Below are 15,643 nucleotides of genomic sequence, written 5' to 3' on the forward strand. Positions count from 1 at the left end.
TCATTTATCAAAAATAATCTTTAATCTTTTACCGCCCCCATAATAAAACAGCTTCCTAAAGAAGCTGTTTTAATTTTGAAACTTTTAGGCATGCCGAACATTCATCTGCGCTACGCTGATTGCATCTGCCAGATTAAGCATCATCAACCTGAGGCTTAGTGCTCGCGTGTATTTCTAAACTCAATGTCAGGGTAACGCTCTTGCATTAACTGTAAATTCACACGGCTTGGCGCGAGATAAGTTAAGTGACCACCACCATCGACAGACAACTGATCGTGGGCTTTTTTCTTAAATTCGTTAAACTTTTTCTCATCGGCACAAGACACCCAGCGTACCGTGTTGATGCTGACAGGCTCGTAAATACAATCGACTTTGTATTCTTCTTTCAGGCGATAGGCGACGACTTCAAACTGTAGCACACCAACAGCACCTACGATTAAATCATTGCTGTTTTGTGGCATAAAGACTTGCGTTGCACCTTCTTCTGAAAGCTCTTTAAGGCCTTTTTGCAGCTGTTTGGACTTTAATGGGTCTTTCAAGCGTACACGACGGAACATTTCAGGTGCGAAGTGCGGAATCCCTGTAAATTGCAACTTTTCACCCGAAGTGAAGGTATCGCCAATTTGAATCGTCCCGTGGTTATGTAGACCAATAATGTCGCCCGGCCAAGCTTCTTCGAGGTGCTGACGGTCACCTGCCAAGAAGGTCAAGGCATCGCTGATACGTACATCTTTATCAATACGCACATGCTTCATTTTTAAGCCTTTTTCATACTTGCCTGAACAGATTCGCATGAAAGCAATACGGTCACGGTGCTTCGGATCCATATTGGCCTGAATTTTAAAAACAAAACCACTAAAGCCTTCTTCATTGGCTTCTACAATACGGTCTTGCGTTGGATGTGCTTTTGGCGGCGGCGCATATTCACTGAATGCATTCAATACATGATCTACACCGAAGTTACCCAAAGCAGTACCAAATAGCACTGGTGTTTGACGACCCGCTAAAAACTCTTCACGGTCTAAAGGCTCATTCGCCATTTGTACCAATTCAAGTGATTCTTCAAATGCCGCCCATGCCAATTCACCTACTTTTTCACGTAGGTCTGCATGGTTATAGCCATCACGTACTTCAATTTCAGGAATGGTTGAACCAAAACCTGATTTGTACACATAAAACTTTTCTTCGATGAGGTTAAACACCCCTGCGAAATCACGCCCTGTACCCATTGGCCAAGTGATTGGCACACACTTAATTTTGAGGACATTTTCAATTTCATCCAACAACTCTAATGGTTCACGAATTTCGCGGTCCATTTTGTTGACGAATGAAATGATGGGTGTGTCACGCATACGACACACATCCATTAATTTAATGGTACGGTCTTCGACACCTTTCGCACCATCAATCACCATCAGTGCAGAGTCCACCGCAGTTAGAGTGCGGTAAGTATCTTCAGAGAAATCTTCGTGCCCTGGGGTATCGAGCAGGTTAATCATTTTGTCTTTATACGGGAATTGCATCACCGAAGTTGTAATGGAAATACCACGTTCTTTTTCCATTTCCATCCAGTCAGATGTTGCGCCACGATCTGACTTACGGCTTTTTACCATCCCTGCAACTTGAATGGCTTGTCCCCATAACAGCAGTTTTTCTGTCATGGTGGTTTTACCAGCATCGGGGTGGGAAATAATCGCGAAAGTACGTCGCTGTGCGACCTGCGCCGCTAACTCATCTTTAAAACTCATGCAAGACACCTACTGCAGAACTGCAGTGTATAAGATCAAAATGATCAATATGAAAAATTGGCGTAATTGTAGCAGATTTGAATCAAATTTTATTGATTGTTGATATGTTCTAATTTATCCATAACTGAGAATATAGTTATTTTTTCAATCTATACTTTTGCTTTGGGCTTTTCGGTTTTTCTGGAATCGTACGCTCAATCAAACCTAATTCTATGGCAGTATTCAGATAATTCTTTTGGAATGTTGCTCTATGAGTTAAACCTAACAACTGCATTAACTCAGCCAAGCTATATTCACCTTGTTCCATCACTGAAATTAAACGTTGGACTTGGTCGTTCACTTGTACGCTAGCTTGAGCGGCAGCATGATCACCATTTTGAGCGGTTTCATTTGAACTCAACATTGCATCCAAAATCATTTGCAAAATAAATTCTATAAATACTGCTGAATCAGTCCGATCAGTGCTTGCTTGTAAAGCTTCGTAATAAGCTTTTTGATTTTGGTAGATCAGACTTTCCACAGGAATATTGGCAAAGATTGGATTCCACTTGCTCAAAATCAATGTCTGCCACAGCCTTCCCATCCGCCCATTACCATCTGCGAATGGATGAATAAACTCAAACTCATAATGGAATACTGAACTTTGAATGAGTGGATGCACATCACTATCATTCAACCAACCAAGTAGATCAGCCATAAGACGATTGATCTGATTCGCAGGTGGCGCCATATGCACCACACGATCACCTGACATTACACCGACACCACCATGACGATATTGACCGACTTCATCAATCAAGCCTGTCATCAAAACTTGATGTGCTTGTAATAGGTCTGCTTCTTGGCTCGGTTGCCACTGCTGAAATGCTTCATAGGCTTTGATAGCGTTACGCACTTCCTGTACTTCTTTTGGAGGTGCAATTACTGTTTTACCATTAAGGATTGCCGTGATTTGCTCAGTGCTAAGCGTGTTACCTTCAATCGCAAGTGAACCTTGAATGGTACGAATACGATTAGCTTTTCTAAGTTTTAAATTTTCTTGGATTTCTTCTAAAACAGTCAAACGCCCTATATTCTCACTGATCTGAGCAATCAAATGAATGATTTTTGAGGTGATAGTATAAGGCGGTTGGTATTTCATATTCCCTCAGTGCGCACCAGAATTATTCATCAAAACACTAATATTTATAAACTTATTAAAAAATAAAAGAAATTACCGTATAAACTCATTTTTCAAAACAACCTTACCACCTATCAACTGCATATATTCATAAAAATCTTCAATCATCTGTTTTTGATAATAGCTGATTTCATGTTCATGCCAGTGATCATTTTTATATGCCACTAACTTAAGCCGAATGTTTAAACAACTCTTCTAAACGCTCAACATCCATAGGTAAGCCTAATAAATAACCTTGCAACTGCTGACAGCCTAAACGGGTTAAAATTTCTGCTTGTAACGGCGTTTCCACCCCTTCAGCGGTCACAGTTAAACCCAGTTTAATCGCCAACTGAATAATACTTTCTAAAATTAATTCTTCTTTGCTGTCCAAACACAAATCTAAAATAAAAGCACGATCAATTTTCAACTCATCGACTGGCAATTTTTTCAAATATAAGAAGCTCGAATGTCCTGTGCCAAAATCATCAATCGCCAATTGAATCCCCATTTGACGCAAACGCTCAAAACTACGAATACTCGATTCAATATGATGCATTGCTGTACTTTCAGTCACTTCAATCATCAAGTGTTGGGGTTGAATCTCATAGCGTTTAAACAAGTTTTCTAAAGTCGAAAATAAGTGTTTATGTTCAAACTGCACTGCCGATAAATTCACAGCCACAGGAAATAACGGTGCACCCGATCTTTCCCAAATTTGAATTTGTTTAAAGGCTTCTTCTAGCGTCCAATAGCCAATTTGAATAATCAACCCCGTCTTTTCAGCTCCTTTAATAAACATATTTGGGGTAAGTAAACCATGTACGGGGTGATACCAACGAATTAAAGCTTCTACGCCACAAATTTTATGGTCAGCGGCTTTAAACTTTGGCTGATAGAACAACGCAAATTGTTGTTGTTCAACTGCTTTATATAAATCATTAATCAACTTACTTTGGCTTTTAGCCTCAAGTAACTCCAGATCATAATTAAATATTGAACTGGTGTTACGCCCCTGATATTTAGAGGTCAGCATCGCCGCATCAGCATTCATTAAAATATCTTGCAAATTGGTGCCATGCTCTGGATACATCGCAATGCCAATACTGCCTGAAATATTAATGACCTTGCCTGCAATTAAGAAACTTTGCTGAATCAGTTCTAATATTTTTTCAGAAATGAGCGTGGCTTCTGCGATATCGGTATGTTCAATCACCAAAAGAAATTCATCGCCACCAATTCTTAATAACTGGGTATTTTCGCCCAAGTGGGATTGCACACGTTTAGACAACTGAATCAGCAATTGATCGCCAACATGATGCCCAAATACGTCATTCACCGCTTTAAAGCGGTCTAAGTCGATATACAAAAATGCAATTTTAGTGTTTTTTTGCCGATGCTCAGAAAAAAGCAATTGTGCATATTCAGCTAAATATAAACGGTTGGGCAATTTGGTCAGGTTATCTTTGACTGCCTGATTGGCCAATTCACGGTTGGCTAAAGACAATTGTCTGCTTTTTTCTTCTAAGCGCAGCTCCAGCAGAGATACGCCCACCGCAGCAGCAAAAATCAGACTGGTCACTAAAATAACCACCAACAGAGCTGGCCCTTGCCCGATCTGGAAGTGCCCTGATTGAGGCAAATCTGCTGTAGAGTAAAGATGCAGTGCTTCCATGCCTATATAGTGCATGGCAACAATGCTCAGACTCATGAGCACCGCAATGAAAATTTTATATTGTGCCTGACGCCCCATTCTGCACTTGGAATGAAACATAAACCAAAAGGTAAGTATTGCACCGCCAATGGCCACTAATACAGACAGCAAAACAATGGTAGGATCATAATAACTACGGTAGCCTTCTACCTGAATTCCCATCATGCCCGTATAGTGCATGCCTGAAATACCCAACCCCATTAAAATGCCGCTCAGGATCAAACGCGCCACAGGCAGGGTCGATTGCGTGGTCAGCCAAACCGCAAACGTAGAAGCGATAAATGCAATAACAAAAGATAGGGTCGTAAAGCTAAGATCAAATTGATACGGTGCAGGTAACTGGCAGGCCAACATGCCCACAAAATGCATACTCCACACTGCCGCACCCAGCAGCAAACCACTCATGATTAATGCAATTTTTTTTAGTTGTTGTTGTACATTTTGAAAAAGCATTTGCCCAACAGACACTGCAAAATAGCAGGCCAATACTGAGATTGCTACCGAGCCAATTACCAAGCTCAGATCATAATGTACATGCATCATTAGATGTATCCATCTCTGTCATATTTTATTGTTTTTCGGCTACTCAATCTCACACTCTCTTATAAATAATAACTAAAAAGCAACCTGAACGACGGATTGATCTAGCAAAGACTGCATTGACTTAAGAGTCTAATACTATTCCGCTTTGGTCAATAGTCAAATATATAATATGTCATCATGAAATAATGGCAATTCAAAACTGCTAAAAATAGCTGTCTGACTCAAAGCTATATGCATCTTGTCACTTTACTTTTCGCTTTAGGATGAAAAAAACCAGCAACTTTTCGCTGCTGGTTCTATTTGATTAAGATTCTAACATTGTTTTAAGGTTGATTCGGCTCAGAAACACCTTTTTGTAACATGGCATAGTCTTGCAACACCTGCGCTGCTTCAATCACAAAAGCTTCTTCCTCAGGTAAAGCAGGGCGTTGTGCCGCTTTCATTTTGGCACGCGCTTCTGCCAAAGCATCAATAGATGCCTGATAGCTTTCCCAATTAGCAAATGGTTTCAAACCTGTTTCCTGACGGCGTTTGTTTTCCGCAGTCAGCGTTTGTTGCTCCAAAGCTAACAACTCTGCTCTGCGTTGTTCAATATCTAACACAATGCTTTTGCGATCTTCAGTTTGTTTGGCAATTTGCTTACGTTGTTCCAAATATTGAAATTGTGGATCAAGCGTGACACGTTGCTGTGACAATTGACCCAACTTGGTGATGTACGGCTGTACTGAACCTTCACGCTTAAATGGCGCAGTTGGAATGGTATCCCACTTCAAGGCATTTTTAGCTTTACGCTCACCAAACTCCTCATTGTAAATATCCACCAGTTTAATATCTGGAATCACACCTTTGTTTTGGGTACTTCCACCTGTAATACGGTAGAACTTACGTTGAGTTAAGGTCGCCTGCCCATAAGCTAAGGTGTCGAGTTGTACCTGCGCTGTACCTTTACCTGTGGTGGTGCTACCAATCACAATCCCGCGCTGATAGTCCTGAATTGCAGCAGAGTAAATTTCACTGGCCGAAGCAGAAGCAAGGTTAATCATCACTGCCAATGGGCCTGCATAAGTCTGTGCACCGCCATCGTCATCTTCAAATACGCTCACGTTGCCATTGCCATCACGAATTTGCACTACAGGGCCTGATTTGATTACTTGCCCAAGCATACGTGCCACTTCTTCTAGTGAACCGCCAGGGTTGTTACGTAAATCGACAATAATCCCTGCGACATTTTTGGCCGCCAAACTTTTCAGGGCATTGTTGGTATCCTCCGACACCGAGCGATATTCATTGCCTGCACGACGTGCACGGTAATTCAAATAAAAGGATGGAATTTCAATCACACCATAGGTATAAGTTTGACCATCACGTTTGATGTCAATCGTTCGTGAGCGAACTCCCGCATCTTCTTCCTGAATCACATCACGCACAATGGTCACATTACGCGCCTGATTCATCGCCGCACCCGCACCCAACAAACGCACAGTGACTTTGGTGCCACGTTTACCACGAATCAGCCCAACAATTTCATTACTCGGCCAACCCACAACATCCACCATTTTTTCGCCATCTTGCGCCACACCAATAATGCGGTCACCCGATTTCACCTGCCCTGTTTTACTGGCAGGGCCACCTTCAACAATGGTTTCAATTTTAGTGTAGTCTTCATTGCCCCGTTCAGGACGAATCGACACCCCAATTCCTTCAAGCTGCAAAGTCGTTTGACGGTTCAGCTCCATCGCATCGACAGGTGGGAAATAATTGCTGTGCGGATCATAAGTCAGCATCATCGCATTCAAAGTTTTATCCAGCACGTCATCGCTCTTTAAACGATCCATTCGCTCTAACTGGCGGGTATAACGCTTGGTTAAAGTCTGAACTGGTGTCAAATCTTCTGGACTTGCCAAATCCTGCCCATTAGTCAATTCAGGGTTATCTTTAATGGCTTTTTGTTTTGCCAATTCTTCTTCTTTGCTAATGGTCAGGTTAATGAGCTGTGACACCAACATTTTTTGCCAATGCTTACGCATTTCTGCTTCAGTATTAAAGAACGGTGCTTTTTCACGATCTGTTTCAATCGTGACATTTGGCTGTTTTAAATTTTGTGGTTTTTTCAGCTCTGCCAACATGAAATGATAAAACTGTTTTAAGCGTTCACGATACTGTGCATGAATTTGATACGGCCCCGCCAAATTGCCTGCTTTTAATGAAGCGCCAAATGTTGCTGCATATTGTTTGCGGTATTGCTCAACTTCTTTAGCCAAAAACAAAGTATGGTCTGGGTCTAAACTGTCGATATAAAAATCAAAAATGCGCTGCGACGTCGCAGCATCTAAACGCTGATTTAAATAATGCTGACGATCGACCAAGGTCGCCAATTGACGCGAAACCAAAGCTTGTTCCTGCGTCGGCACAATACTGTTAGCAACGACAGCGGTATTATTGGCTGCAATTGCCTCGTTAATGGCGTGAGAAAAGAAAAAACCGCCAGTTGCTATTGCAACCGCACAAGCGATGGTTTGAAGTTTCATAAAAATATTTACGTCCTTGGTTTTTGACCAATCTCTGCTTTTCACAATGAATTGAGCAGATTCAAAATCTTATACAACTTAATTTGGATCTGTCGTGTAGTTTTATCATAATCTGTGCTGTCAAAATGTAGCAAATCATTGCAGAATTCAGGTATTGTTTTTTTATTGATAAAAATCGAATACGGACACCCAATATGATTGGCGCATTGATGCTCGACATCGCTGGCACAGAACTTACTCAAGAAGATATTGAACTATTAAGCGCTCCGCAAGTCGGTGGAGTCATTTTATTTGCCCGAAATATCCAATCTCCTGCGCAAGTACGCGCCTTGACCGACCACATGCGTCAGGTACGCCCTGATATTTTAATTGCAGTCGATCAGGAAGGCGGACGCGTACAACGCTTAAAACAAGGTTTTACCCTATTGCCTGCTATGGGTAGATTTGGCGAGTTATACCAAAACGAACCTGAACGTGCCTTAGATTTAGCCGAAGAATGTGGCTGGTTGATGGCCACCGAAGTATTAGCCGTAGGCATTGATTTTAGTTTTGCACCCGTTTTAGATTTAAATGACATCAGTGATGTCATTGGAGATCGTGCTTTTGCTGCGCGTCCTGTCGATATTATTGCTTTGGCAGATGCTTTTTTACGTGGAATGCATCGTGCAGGAATGGCAACCACAGGCAAACACTTTCCTGGACATGGATCGGTTAAAGCAGACTCTCACGTTGCTGCCGCGATAGATTCACGTTCTTTTGCCGAAATTCAACAACAGGATATGCAAACCTTTATCCAACTGCAAAATCAACTGGATGCGCTCATGCCTGCGCATGTCATTTATGATCAGGTCGATCCGAACCCTGCAGGTTTTTCTGAATTTTGGTTACAGCAAGTGCTTCGCAAAGACTTGGGCTATGATGGTGTACTCTTTTCGGATGATTTAAGCATGCAGGCGGCTTGTGTAGCAGGCGATGCCGATGCACGTATTCATGCCGCTTTGCTTGCAGGCTGTGACATGGGATTGGTCTGCAACAACCGTGCTGCACAACGATTGGCTTTAAATGCAATTGCCGATTTACCCCTACCTAATCAGGCACGTTTAGAACGCATGCGTGGTAAAATCCCTGAACTTAGTGCGGAGTTTAGCATTGCTGAAGTTTTAGACTTGGGTGATGAATGGCGAAGCGTCCGTGATCGTATCTTGGTATTTAAAGAACAAAGTGCCGCGCTACTGGCAGCACAAACTAGTCACGACCCGACCAATTACTCAAGTACCACTAAAAACGCTGCAACGTGAGATCACCACAAACTAACTAGGGTCTGTTGACAATTCGTCTATGTTTGCGACGTGAGAGATATATCTCGCAAGATTTTTTAGCTGATATAAGGCATGGGACAGGAAATTTAGTCATTCTAAATGACTGGCACATAACGCAATAGCAGCAAAAAATATGCTCGTCCCCTTGCGCAGCAAACAAAGCAACGCTTTGTTCTTGCTCATGTGGCTAAAACTTTCTCAGATTGCGTTATGGAACTTGAAAATAGGTCCACTATTCCCTGCATTTTATGCCTGATCTGCTCAGTTTTAGCCTACAGCGCAAGCCATTTATGAAATGTCAACAGACCCTATACGCCTTCACTTTTTCACAGCATTTATACGACAAAGGAACACGACAGCTTGTTCCTTTTTGATTATGATAAACTTATTCTATTTTGAGTATATGCCTGACACCGCAGCTTGAGTGTCAAAGCATGCCTAAAAAGACAACGACCACCATACAAACAATTAAGGTCTATACGAAAATGACAAAAACATTGCTGAACAGCAAAATCACGACAGAAAAAAGGACTGAAATGCACAACTCGGATGCCAAGCCAACTCGCTCAGACACGACTGCATTGTCCAAACATCGGCATATTTCTTTTACCGCACATTATACGGGATATATCTGGTATCAAAGGGGGATTTCACATCCTGTATTTGCGACCCGAAAAGGCAAGTTTTTAGCCAAATTGGTACATCCTTTAGAAAACTGGGCAGAACGTCATGTGGGCGGCAGTATGCGCAGCACCCTCAAACAACGTCACCAAATGATTGATGCACACTTAACCGCACTGATTCAGCAACATCCGCAATTACAAGTGCTCGAAATTGCATCTGGGCTGTCACCACGCAGCTGGAACTTTCGACAAAAATATCCTGAACTGAATTACCGTGAACTGGATTTGCCTGATATAGCGCAAATTAAAACTCAAGCGTTACGACAAATTGACCACGACGCACCTGAAGTTCTCACCGCCGATATTTTTAGTGAATCCTTTCAACAGGCCTTTGAATATTTTGATCACTCGCAGCCCTTAGTAATTATTAGTGAAGGTTTAATTAACTACTTCAGCAAAGACATGCTACAACAGCTGTTAAATGGCATGTGTAACTACACCCAAGACTTTCCAGAACTGCATTATTTAACCGATATTTACCCTGAACCCGTCAAAAACAAGCTCGCCAATTTTATTTGGAACTGCAGCCGATTATTGAAATTTATGTCACGCAGTGCTTTCACCTTTCACTTTCAATCTCCGCAGGAATTAACTCAGTTTTTTCAAAATGCAGGTTTTGAGCAAGTGCAGCTACAACAACCACAACTGTATTTTTCCAACAGCTCTTTAGAAAAAACAACCGCAGAACATTTAGGCGATTTAGTCTGGATGGTTCATGCCTACAAAAAAAATAGCGTGGTTTAACACGCTATTTTGATTCTATTTTCTTTGGATAATTTTAAACCAAGCACTGATTTTATCTACTAACGGGCATATTCCAAATTTTGTGCAGCCGCTTTTTGACGTTCCACATAACGCAACAAACGCTCTGCCACCTCAAAACTACCATGCTTAAATAATGCGCGTAGTTGCTGCCCTTGGCTTTCAAAAATTAAACATTCAATGCTAAAACTGCCTTCCTCATCCTGTAATTCTAAGGCCATATCTCGTTCAAACTGTGCTGCTTGTGCCGCCAACGCAGCATTTTCAAAATCAAGCAATACACCAAAGAAGTTTAAATCGACAATGTGCGTGGCAATTTTCAAATCAGAATGACGATACTGCAAATGACTTTGCGGATTTTGCACCCGAATACGCGCTTCTCCACGGCGTTCCATCGTCAATAGTTGCGCACGTGTCATTGGAATAATGCCATCTAAGTCCTGAATAGATTCATCGCTTAAAAAGGTCGCAAATAAATTCATGGTTTCTTTACGGCGCTGTAATTGCGGCACATGATCTGCATTGGCAATCATGGCAAATTCCATGTTCGGGCACTGTAAGGCAAAATTGGCATTTTCATGCGGCAAGGTAAAACTGTCATATTGCCCACACGCCACCAAAACCTTACATTGCGGAATAGGCACATTGGTTAACCGCAATAAACGGTTGCAGTTCACATCGTAGCGATCTTGCTCTGTAGCGGTAAAGTCGGCCATTTGTCGGTAAAACAAACGCTTTGCAGTCGGTGACATGCGAGTTTGTTCCATTTTGGCATGATTGACCAAGTATAAAATCACCGCCTGACCAAATTCATCCATGCGCTGCTCTTTCATTAAATGCAGTGATTCTTCAAGCAACATGCGCCAACTTTTACGGGTCTTTTGCATAACCCCCATTAAAATCATGCGATCAATCAATTCAGGACGCTGATCTGCTAGACACGATGCCACCACCGAACCCAATGACATGCCCATGACGGATACTTTATCTAAGCCGACAATATCCAGCCAATCACCCAACATCTGACCTAAATCATGCAGTTCTAGCGTTCCTGCCGACTCACCTGTTTCCACATTGGTCATTTGCTGATTGGCGCCCATAGATGGCATATCAATTAAAATGATTGGCCCTGCACGAAAAAGCTGCTCGACACAATATTTATATGAATTAAAGTTTTGGAATGCACCACCAATAATCACAATTGGAGTTAAATGTGCGGTTTCTGGCTGAGCAATTGCCATGTATTCCACTTTCCAGCCGTTGATCCAAGTGGTACGAGCGGGTTGTTTAAAGCTGTGTTTATCGTAAATATCAAAAAAACAGACATGCGAACTTGCGTCCTGTACATCCGTGTCCATCTGGATCATGGAATTCATATTCCTTACCTCCATGCGCATTTTATTTTTATTGTGCAAGTGTTCGTCATTGAACGATTACCCACTTATCTGAATTAAAGTGGCATCCTGCTTATTGTTGTGAATGACATCAATGTCGTTATCGCATCATTCTATACAGGTGCTGATTTTATACGCAACATTTTCTATGACCGCTCATCTACTTTTAAATCATAAAGCATTTCAAAATATTAATTTTTGTGATGAAAGCATTGAAAAATATGAAAAGATTGAACAATTTAGTCGATTTTCCGCTGAGACGCTTCATTGTGCAGGCACAGACTGTTAATATCGAGTTGAAATTTCTAAGTGATCAAACCGCTATGCAAGAGTCTATTGAACAATATATGCAAACGGTAGGACAACAAGCACGCCAAGCCTCTCGTGTCTTAGCAAGCGCTTCTACCCAATCTAAAAACAATGCGTTATCGGCTATTTATACGGCATTGGAAAATAGCGAGTCCGCTATTTTAGCTGCCAACCAAATTGATATGACCAAAGGTCGTAACAACAACTTGGATAGCGCACTGCTTGATCGCTTAGAACTTAACCCCGCACGCTTTAAAGGCATGTTACAAGGTCTGAAAGATGTGATTGGTCTCATGGATCCAATTGGTGAAATTACCGATATGGCTTACCGTCCATCTGGTATTCAATTGGGCAAAATGCGTGTACCGCTAGGTGTGGTGGGCATGATTTACGAATCACGTCCAAACGTAACCCTTGAAGCTGCGTCTTTGGCATTAAAATCAGGCAATGCGATTATTTTACGTGGTGGTTCTGAAGCACTGGAATCTAACCAAGCGATTGCTGCCGCGATTCAACACGGCTTAAAAGCATCAGGCTTGCCAGAAACATCGGTGCAAGTGATTAACACCTCAGACCGTGCTGCCGTTGGGCAATTAATTACCATGTCTGAATATGTAGATGTAATTGTGCCACGTGGCGGTAAAAGTCTGATTGAACGCATCAGCAATGAAGCGCGTATTCCAGTGATTAAACATTTGGATGGTAACTGTCACGTATTTGTAGAAGCACAGGCCGATTTACAAAAAGCCCTGCCTATTGCCCTGAATGCAAAAACTCACCGTTATGGCGTCTGTAATGCCATGGAAACATTGTTGGTCGATGAGGCTGTTGCCGCACAATTCTTGCCACGTATTGCCGAGCTATATGCAGAAAAACAAGTCGAATTACGCGGCTGTCCTGCAACCCAAAAGATTTTGGGTACAAGTGTTAAAACAGCAACCGAAGAAGATTGGTACACCGAATATTTAGGCCCAATTTTGGCAGTTAAAGTGGTTTCAGGAATTGATGAGGCAATTGAACATATCAATAAATATGGTTCACATCATACTGATGCCATTATTACTGAAAACTTTAGTTTGGCGCGTCAATTCTTGGCTGCGGTAGATTCTAGTTCAGTCATGATTAACGCTTCTACACGCTTTGCTGATGGTTTTGAATATGGTTTAGGTGCTGAAATTGGAATCTCTACCGATAAAATTCATACCCGTGGCCCTGTCGGTTTGGAAGGTTTAACCTCACAAAAATGGATCGTGTTTGGCGATGGTCAAATCCGCCAATAAAATCCATCTGTAATTTTGCAATATCCAAATATAATGTTCAGTTTCACAGGAAGCTGAACATTATTCCCTTCTATTTTTTAGACATTGTTTTAAGACACAGTTCCACTACACATTTCTGCCTCACGCTCACTTAAAATAAAAACACCATCAAGATTAGAAAAATCATCAAAAAGAGTGGCGATGCTTATGTTTTATTATTTGATTATTAGTACCTTTGCTTTAGCACTGTTGGTGTCGTTCATTGTCATGCGTCTGTTTTCCAGCTCCATCAATGCAATTTTGGCGCGTATCATCCACGACCCAATTCATGAAGCATGGGCAAAGTACACCAAATTTGCAGGCATGGTGGTCGGCACATCTTCAGGCATTCGTATTTACGATATGGAAAAATACATTACCCCACTCACCTATGCCGAAAATGACAAAAGAATTGTGATTGAACTGACGCAAGAACGCTGGGTATTGGAAATTTACCGCACCATTATTGAAACCTTACAAGGCTTGGCGTGGATGATGTTGGTGTTTTTTATGGTGGCACTGATTGCTTATGTGATTGTCCGTTGGTCGGAAATTAAATACGCTGCCAAATCAAAATAAACCGACAAAGATTGAGGAAATAATTTAAAACAGTTTGCCACTCGCCTGCAGAATGAAGTGTGCTATGTTAAGAGAATACAACAGGAATTAAGCAGAAATTTTAGACCATCATTTCATGAAAAAATGAAAGTTTCGGGCTGATAAATTTTAATTATTTCTGATTTCATGGTCGATAATGCTTAAGTCTAATCTCCTAAAGTCTATCTAGGAGCAATAAAAAACCCATGATAAAACATACGTAATGATCAAGATTGCAACACAATAGATTGCCGTTTGCCATATCTTGCAATGCAGCTTGATTGACTAGGGATAACTTCAATTAGAATTCGGGTACATAAAAGTGACTACATCAGTATTAGTGATTAACTGCGGATCTTCTTCTATCAAATATGCGCTTGTATCTGAAAGCGTTGGAGATCGTATCTTTGGTTTGGCAGAAAATCTAGGTTCTGCTGATGCGCGCATTAAAGGCATTACCGCAGGTGGTGAGCCGCTCGAACTTTCTATTCCACATGCTGACCATGAAAAAGCACTGGAAACTATTCTTGGTCGCTTATCTCAATATAAGCCACAAGCCATTGGTCACCGCGTTGTACACGGCGGTACTTTAACCAAAGCAGAATTATTAACTGAAGAAATCGTGCAACGTATTCGTGAAGCAACTCCGCTTGCACCTTTACACAACCCTGCACACTTGGTGGGTATTGAAGCAACAATGCGTTTGTTCCCAGAACTTCCGCAAGTGGCTGTATTTGATACTGCATTCCACCAAACGATGCCTGCTCACGCTTACCGTTATGCAGTGCCTAAATTCTTATATACCGACCACAACGTACGTCGTTATGGCTTCCACGGTACAAGTCACGCATACGTTTCAGAGCGCGGTTCAGAGTTGGCTGGCAGCTTCAAACAAGGTGGCTGGTTAACTGCTCACTTGGGTAACGGTAGCTCGACTTGTGCAATCTGGAATGGTCAAAGTGTAGACACATCGATGGGCCTAACCCCACTTGAAGGTTTGGTGATGGGTACTCGTAGTGGTGATGTAGACCCAAGCTTACACAGCTTCCTTGCAAGCAACTTAGGTTGGGATATCTACAAAATTGACAAAATGCTAAACAGCCAAAGTGGTTTACTTGGTTTGTCAGGCTTATCGAACGACATGCGTACCCTGATTGAAGCATCTGAACAAGGCAATGAAGATGCAACGCTTGCAATTGAAGTATTCTGCTACCGTTTAGCTAAATCTTTAGCTGCACTTAGCTGTGGTTTACCACGCTTAGATGGCTTATTCTTCACAGGTGGTATTGGCGAAAACTCTGCGTACATCCGTGAAAAAACTGTATCTTACTTGCCACACTTTGGCTTTAACTTCAGCAAAGAACGCAATGACAGCTTAAAACGCGGTACTGAAGGTCGTATTGATGCAGGTACAGGCGGTCCACAAATTTGGGTTGTACCAACTGACGAAGAAGGCCGTATTGCGAAAGAAACTGCGCAAGTTGCAGAGGAGCTAAAGTCAGCTGCAAAAAAGTCTGAATGTGACGCTGCGATTGCTTAAGCAATCGTAGTGCTCAGCCACTTTCAATCAGTCCCTTTACGATTTAGAA

The 15,643-nt window shown here is 41.9% G+C and carries 10 protein-coding genes; 5 read left to right on the forward strand and 5 right to left on the reverse strand.

Annotated features, from left to right (window positions below; genetic code table 11):
• Positions 1–155 precede the first annotated feature (155 nt).
• From FTU66_RS07600 to FTU66_RS07615, 4 genes are all read right to left on the reverse strand, one after another.
• On the reverse strand, positions 156–1,748 hold the full coding sequence (locus FTU66_RS07600) for a peptide chain release factor 3 (RefSeq protein ID WP_004974887.1): 1,593 nt from the start codon (positions 1,746–1,748) through the stop codon (positions 156–158).
• A gap of 136 nt (positions 1,749–1,884) precedes the next feature.
• Entirely contained in the window at positions 1,885–2,889 is a 1,005-nt protein-coding gene (locus FTU66_RS07605) for a Fic family protein (protein WP_180112580.1), read from the reverse strand.
• A gap of 208 nt (positions 2,890–3,097) precedes the next feature.
• Positions 3,098–5,164 (reverse strand): bifunctional diguanylate cyclase/phosphodiesterase, encoded by a 2,067-nt coding sequence (locus tag FTU66_RS07610; protein ID WP_180112581.1) that lies wholly within the window; start codon positions 5,162–5,164, stop codon positions 3,098–3,100.
• A 323-nt stretch (positions 5,165–5,487) separates the two neighbouring features.
• Positions 5,488–7,692, reverse strand: coding sequence for a carboxy terminal-processing peptidase (locus tag FTU66_RS07615; RefSeq protein WP_096901393.1), 2,205 nt, complete (start codon positions 7,690–7,692; stop codon positions 5,488–5,490).
• Between the two features lie 194 nt (positions 7,693–7,886).
• Here FTU66_RS07615 and nagZ point away from each other — a divergent pair, with 194 nt between their 5' ends.
• Positions 7,887–8,990 (forward strand): beta-N-acetylhexosaminidase, encoded by a 1,104-nt coding sequence (gene nagZ / locus FTU66_RS07620; protein ID WP_004974880.1) that lies wholly within the window; start codon positions 7,887–7,889, stop codon positions 8,988–8,990.
• A gap of 557 nt (positions 8,991–9,547) precedes the next feature.
• Complete coding sequence (locus FTU66_RS07625) at positions 9,548–10,438, forward strand: class I SAM-dependent methyltransferase (RefSeq protein WP_180062332.1); 891 nt, start codon at positions 9,548–9,550, stop codon at positions 10,436–10,438.
• A gap of 59 nt (positions 10,439–10,497) precedes the next feature.
• Here FTU66_RS07625 and FTU66_RS07630 read toward each other — a convergent pair whose 3' ends face one another.
• On the reverse strand, positions 10,498–11,832 hold the full coding sequence (locus FTU66_RS07630) for an alpha/beta fold hydrolase (RefSeq protein WP_004974874.1): 1,335 nt from the start codon (positions 11,830–11,832) through the stop codon (positions 10,498–10,500).
• 341 nt (positions 11,833–12,173) lie between these two features.
• On the opposite strand from FTU66_RS07630, the gene FTU66_RS07635 reads away from it, so the two are divergent.
• From FTU66_RS07635 to FTU66_RS07645, 3 genes are all read left to right on the forward strand, one after another.
• Entirely contained in the window at positions 12,174–13,439 is a 1,266-nt protein-coding gene (locus FTU66_RS07635) for a glutamate-5-semialdehyde dehydrogenase (RefSeq protein WP_096901406.1), read from the forward strand.
• A 186-nt stretch (positions 13,440–13,625) separates the two neighbouring features.
• Entirely contained in the window at positions 13,626–14,036 is a 411-nt protein-coding gene (locus FTU66_RS07640) for a hypothetical protein (protein ID WP_026438428.1), read from the forward strand.
• Between the two features lie 340 nt (positions 14,037–14,376).
• The gene (locus FTU66_RS07645; RefSeq protein ID WP_096901391.1) at positions 14,377–15,594 is read left to right on the forward strand and encodes an acetate/propionate family kinase; all 1,218 of its coding nucleotides are present in this window, start codon (positions 14,377–14,379) and stop codon (positions 15,592–15,594) included.
• Positions 15,595–15,643: the final 49 nt, after the last annotated feature.

The organism is Acinetobacter sp. YH12131 (assembly GCF_013418635.1).
Taxonomy (GTDB): domain Bacteria; phylum Pseudomonadota; class Gammaproteobacteria; order Pseudomonadales; family Moraxellaceae; genus Acinetobacter; species Acinetobacter towneri.

Excerpts from the sequence above, each read along its gene's own strand:
- FTU66_RS07600 (WP_004974887.1), bottom strand. The coding sequence starts at position 1,748 with ATGAGTTTTAAAGATGAGTTAGCGGCGCAGGTCGCACAGCGACGTACT.
- FTU66_RS07605 (WP_180112580.1), bottom strand. The coding sequence starts at position 2,889 with ATGAAATACCAACCGCCTTATACTATCACCTCAAAAATCATTCATTTG.
- FTU66_RS07610 (WP_180112581.1), bottom strand. The coding sequence starts at position 5,164 with ATGATGCATGTACATTATGATCTGAGCTTGGTAATTGGCTCGGTAGCA.
- FTU66_RS07615 (WP_096901393.1), bottom strand. The coding sequence starts at position 7,692 with ATGAAACTTCAAACCATCGCTTGTGCGGTTGCAATAGCAACTGGCGGT.
- nagZ (WP_004974880.1), top strand. The coding sequence starts at position 7,887 with ATGATTGGCGCATTGATGCTCGACATCGCTGGCACAGAACTTACTCAA.
- FTU66_RS07625 (WP_180062332.1), top strand. The coding sequence starts at position 9,548 with ATGCACAACTCGGATGCCAAGCCAACTCGCTCAGACACGACTGCATTG.
- FTU66_RS07630 (WP_004974874.1), bottom strand. The coding sequence starts at position 11,832 with ATGAATTCCATGATCCAGATGGACACGGATGTACAGGACGCAAGTTCG.
- FTU66_RS07635 (WP_096901406.1), top strand. The coding sequence starts at position 12,174 with ATGCAAGAGTCTATTGAACAATATATGCAAACGGTAGGACAACAAGCA.
- FTU66_RS07640 (WP_026438428.1), top strand. The coding sequence starts at position 13,626 with ATGTTTTATTATTTGATTATTAGTACCTTTGCTTTAGCACTGTTGGTG.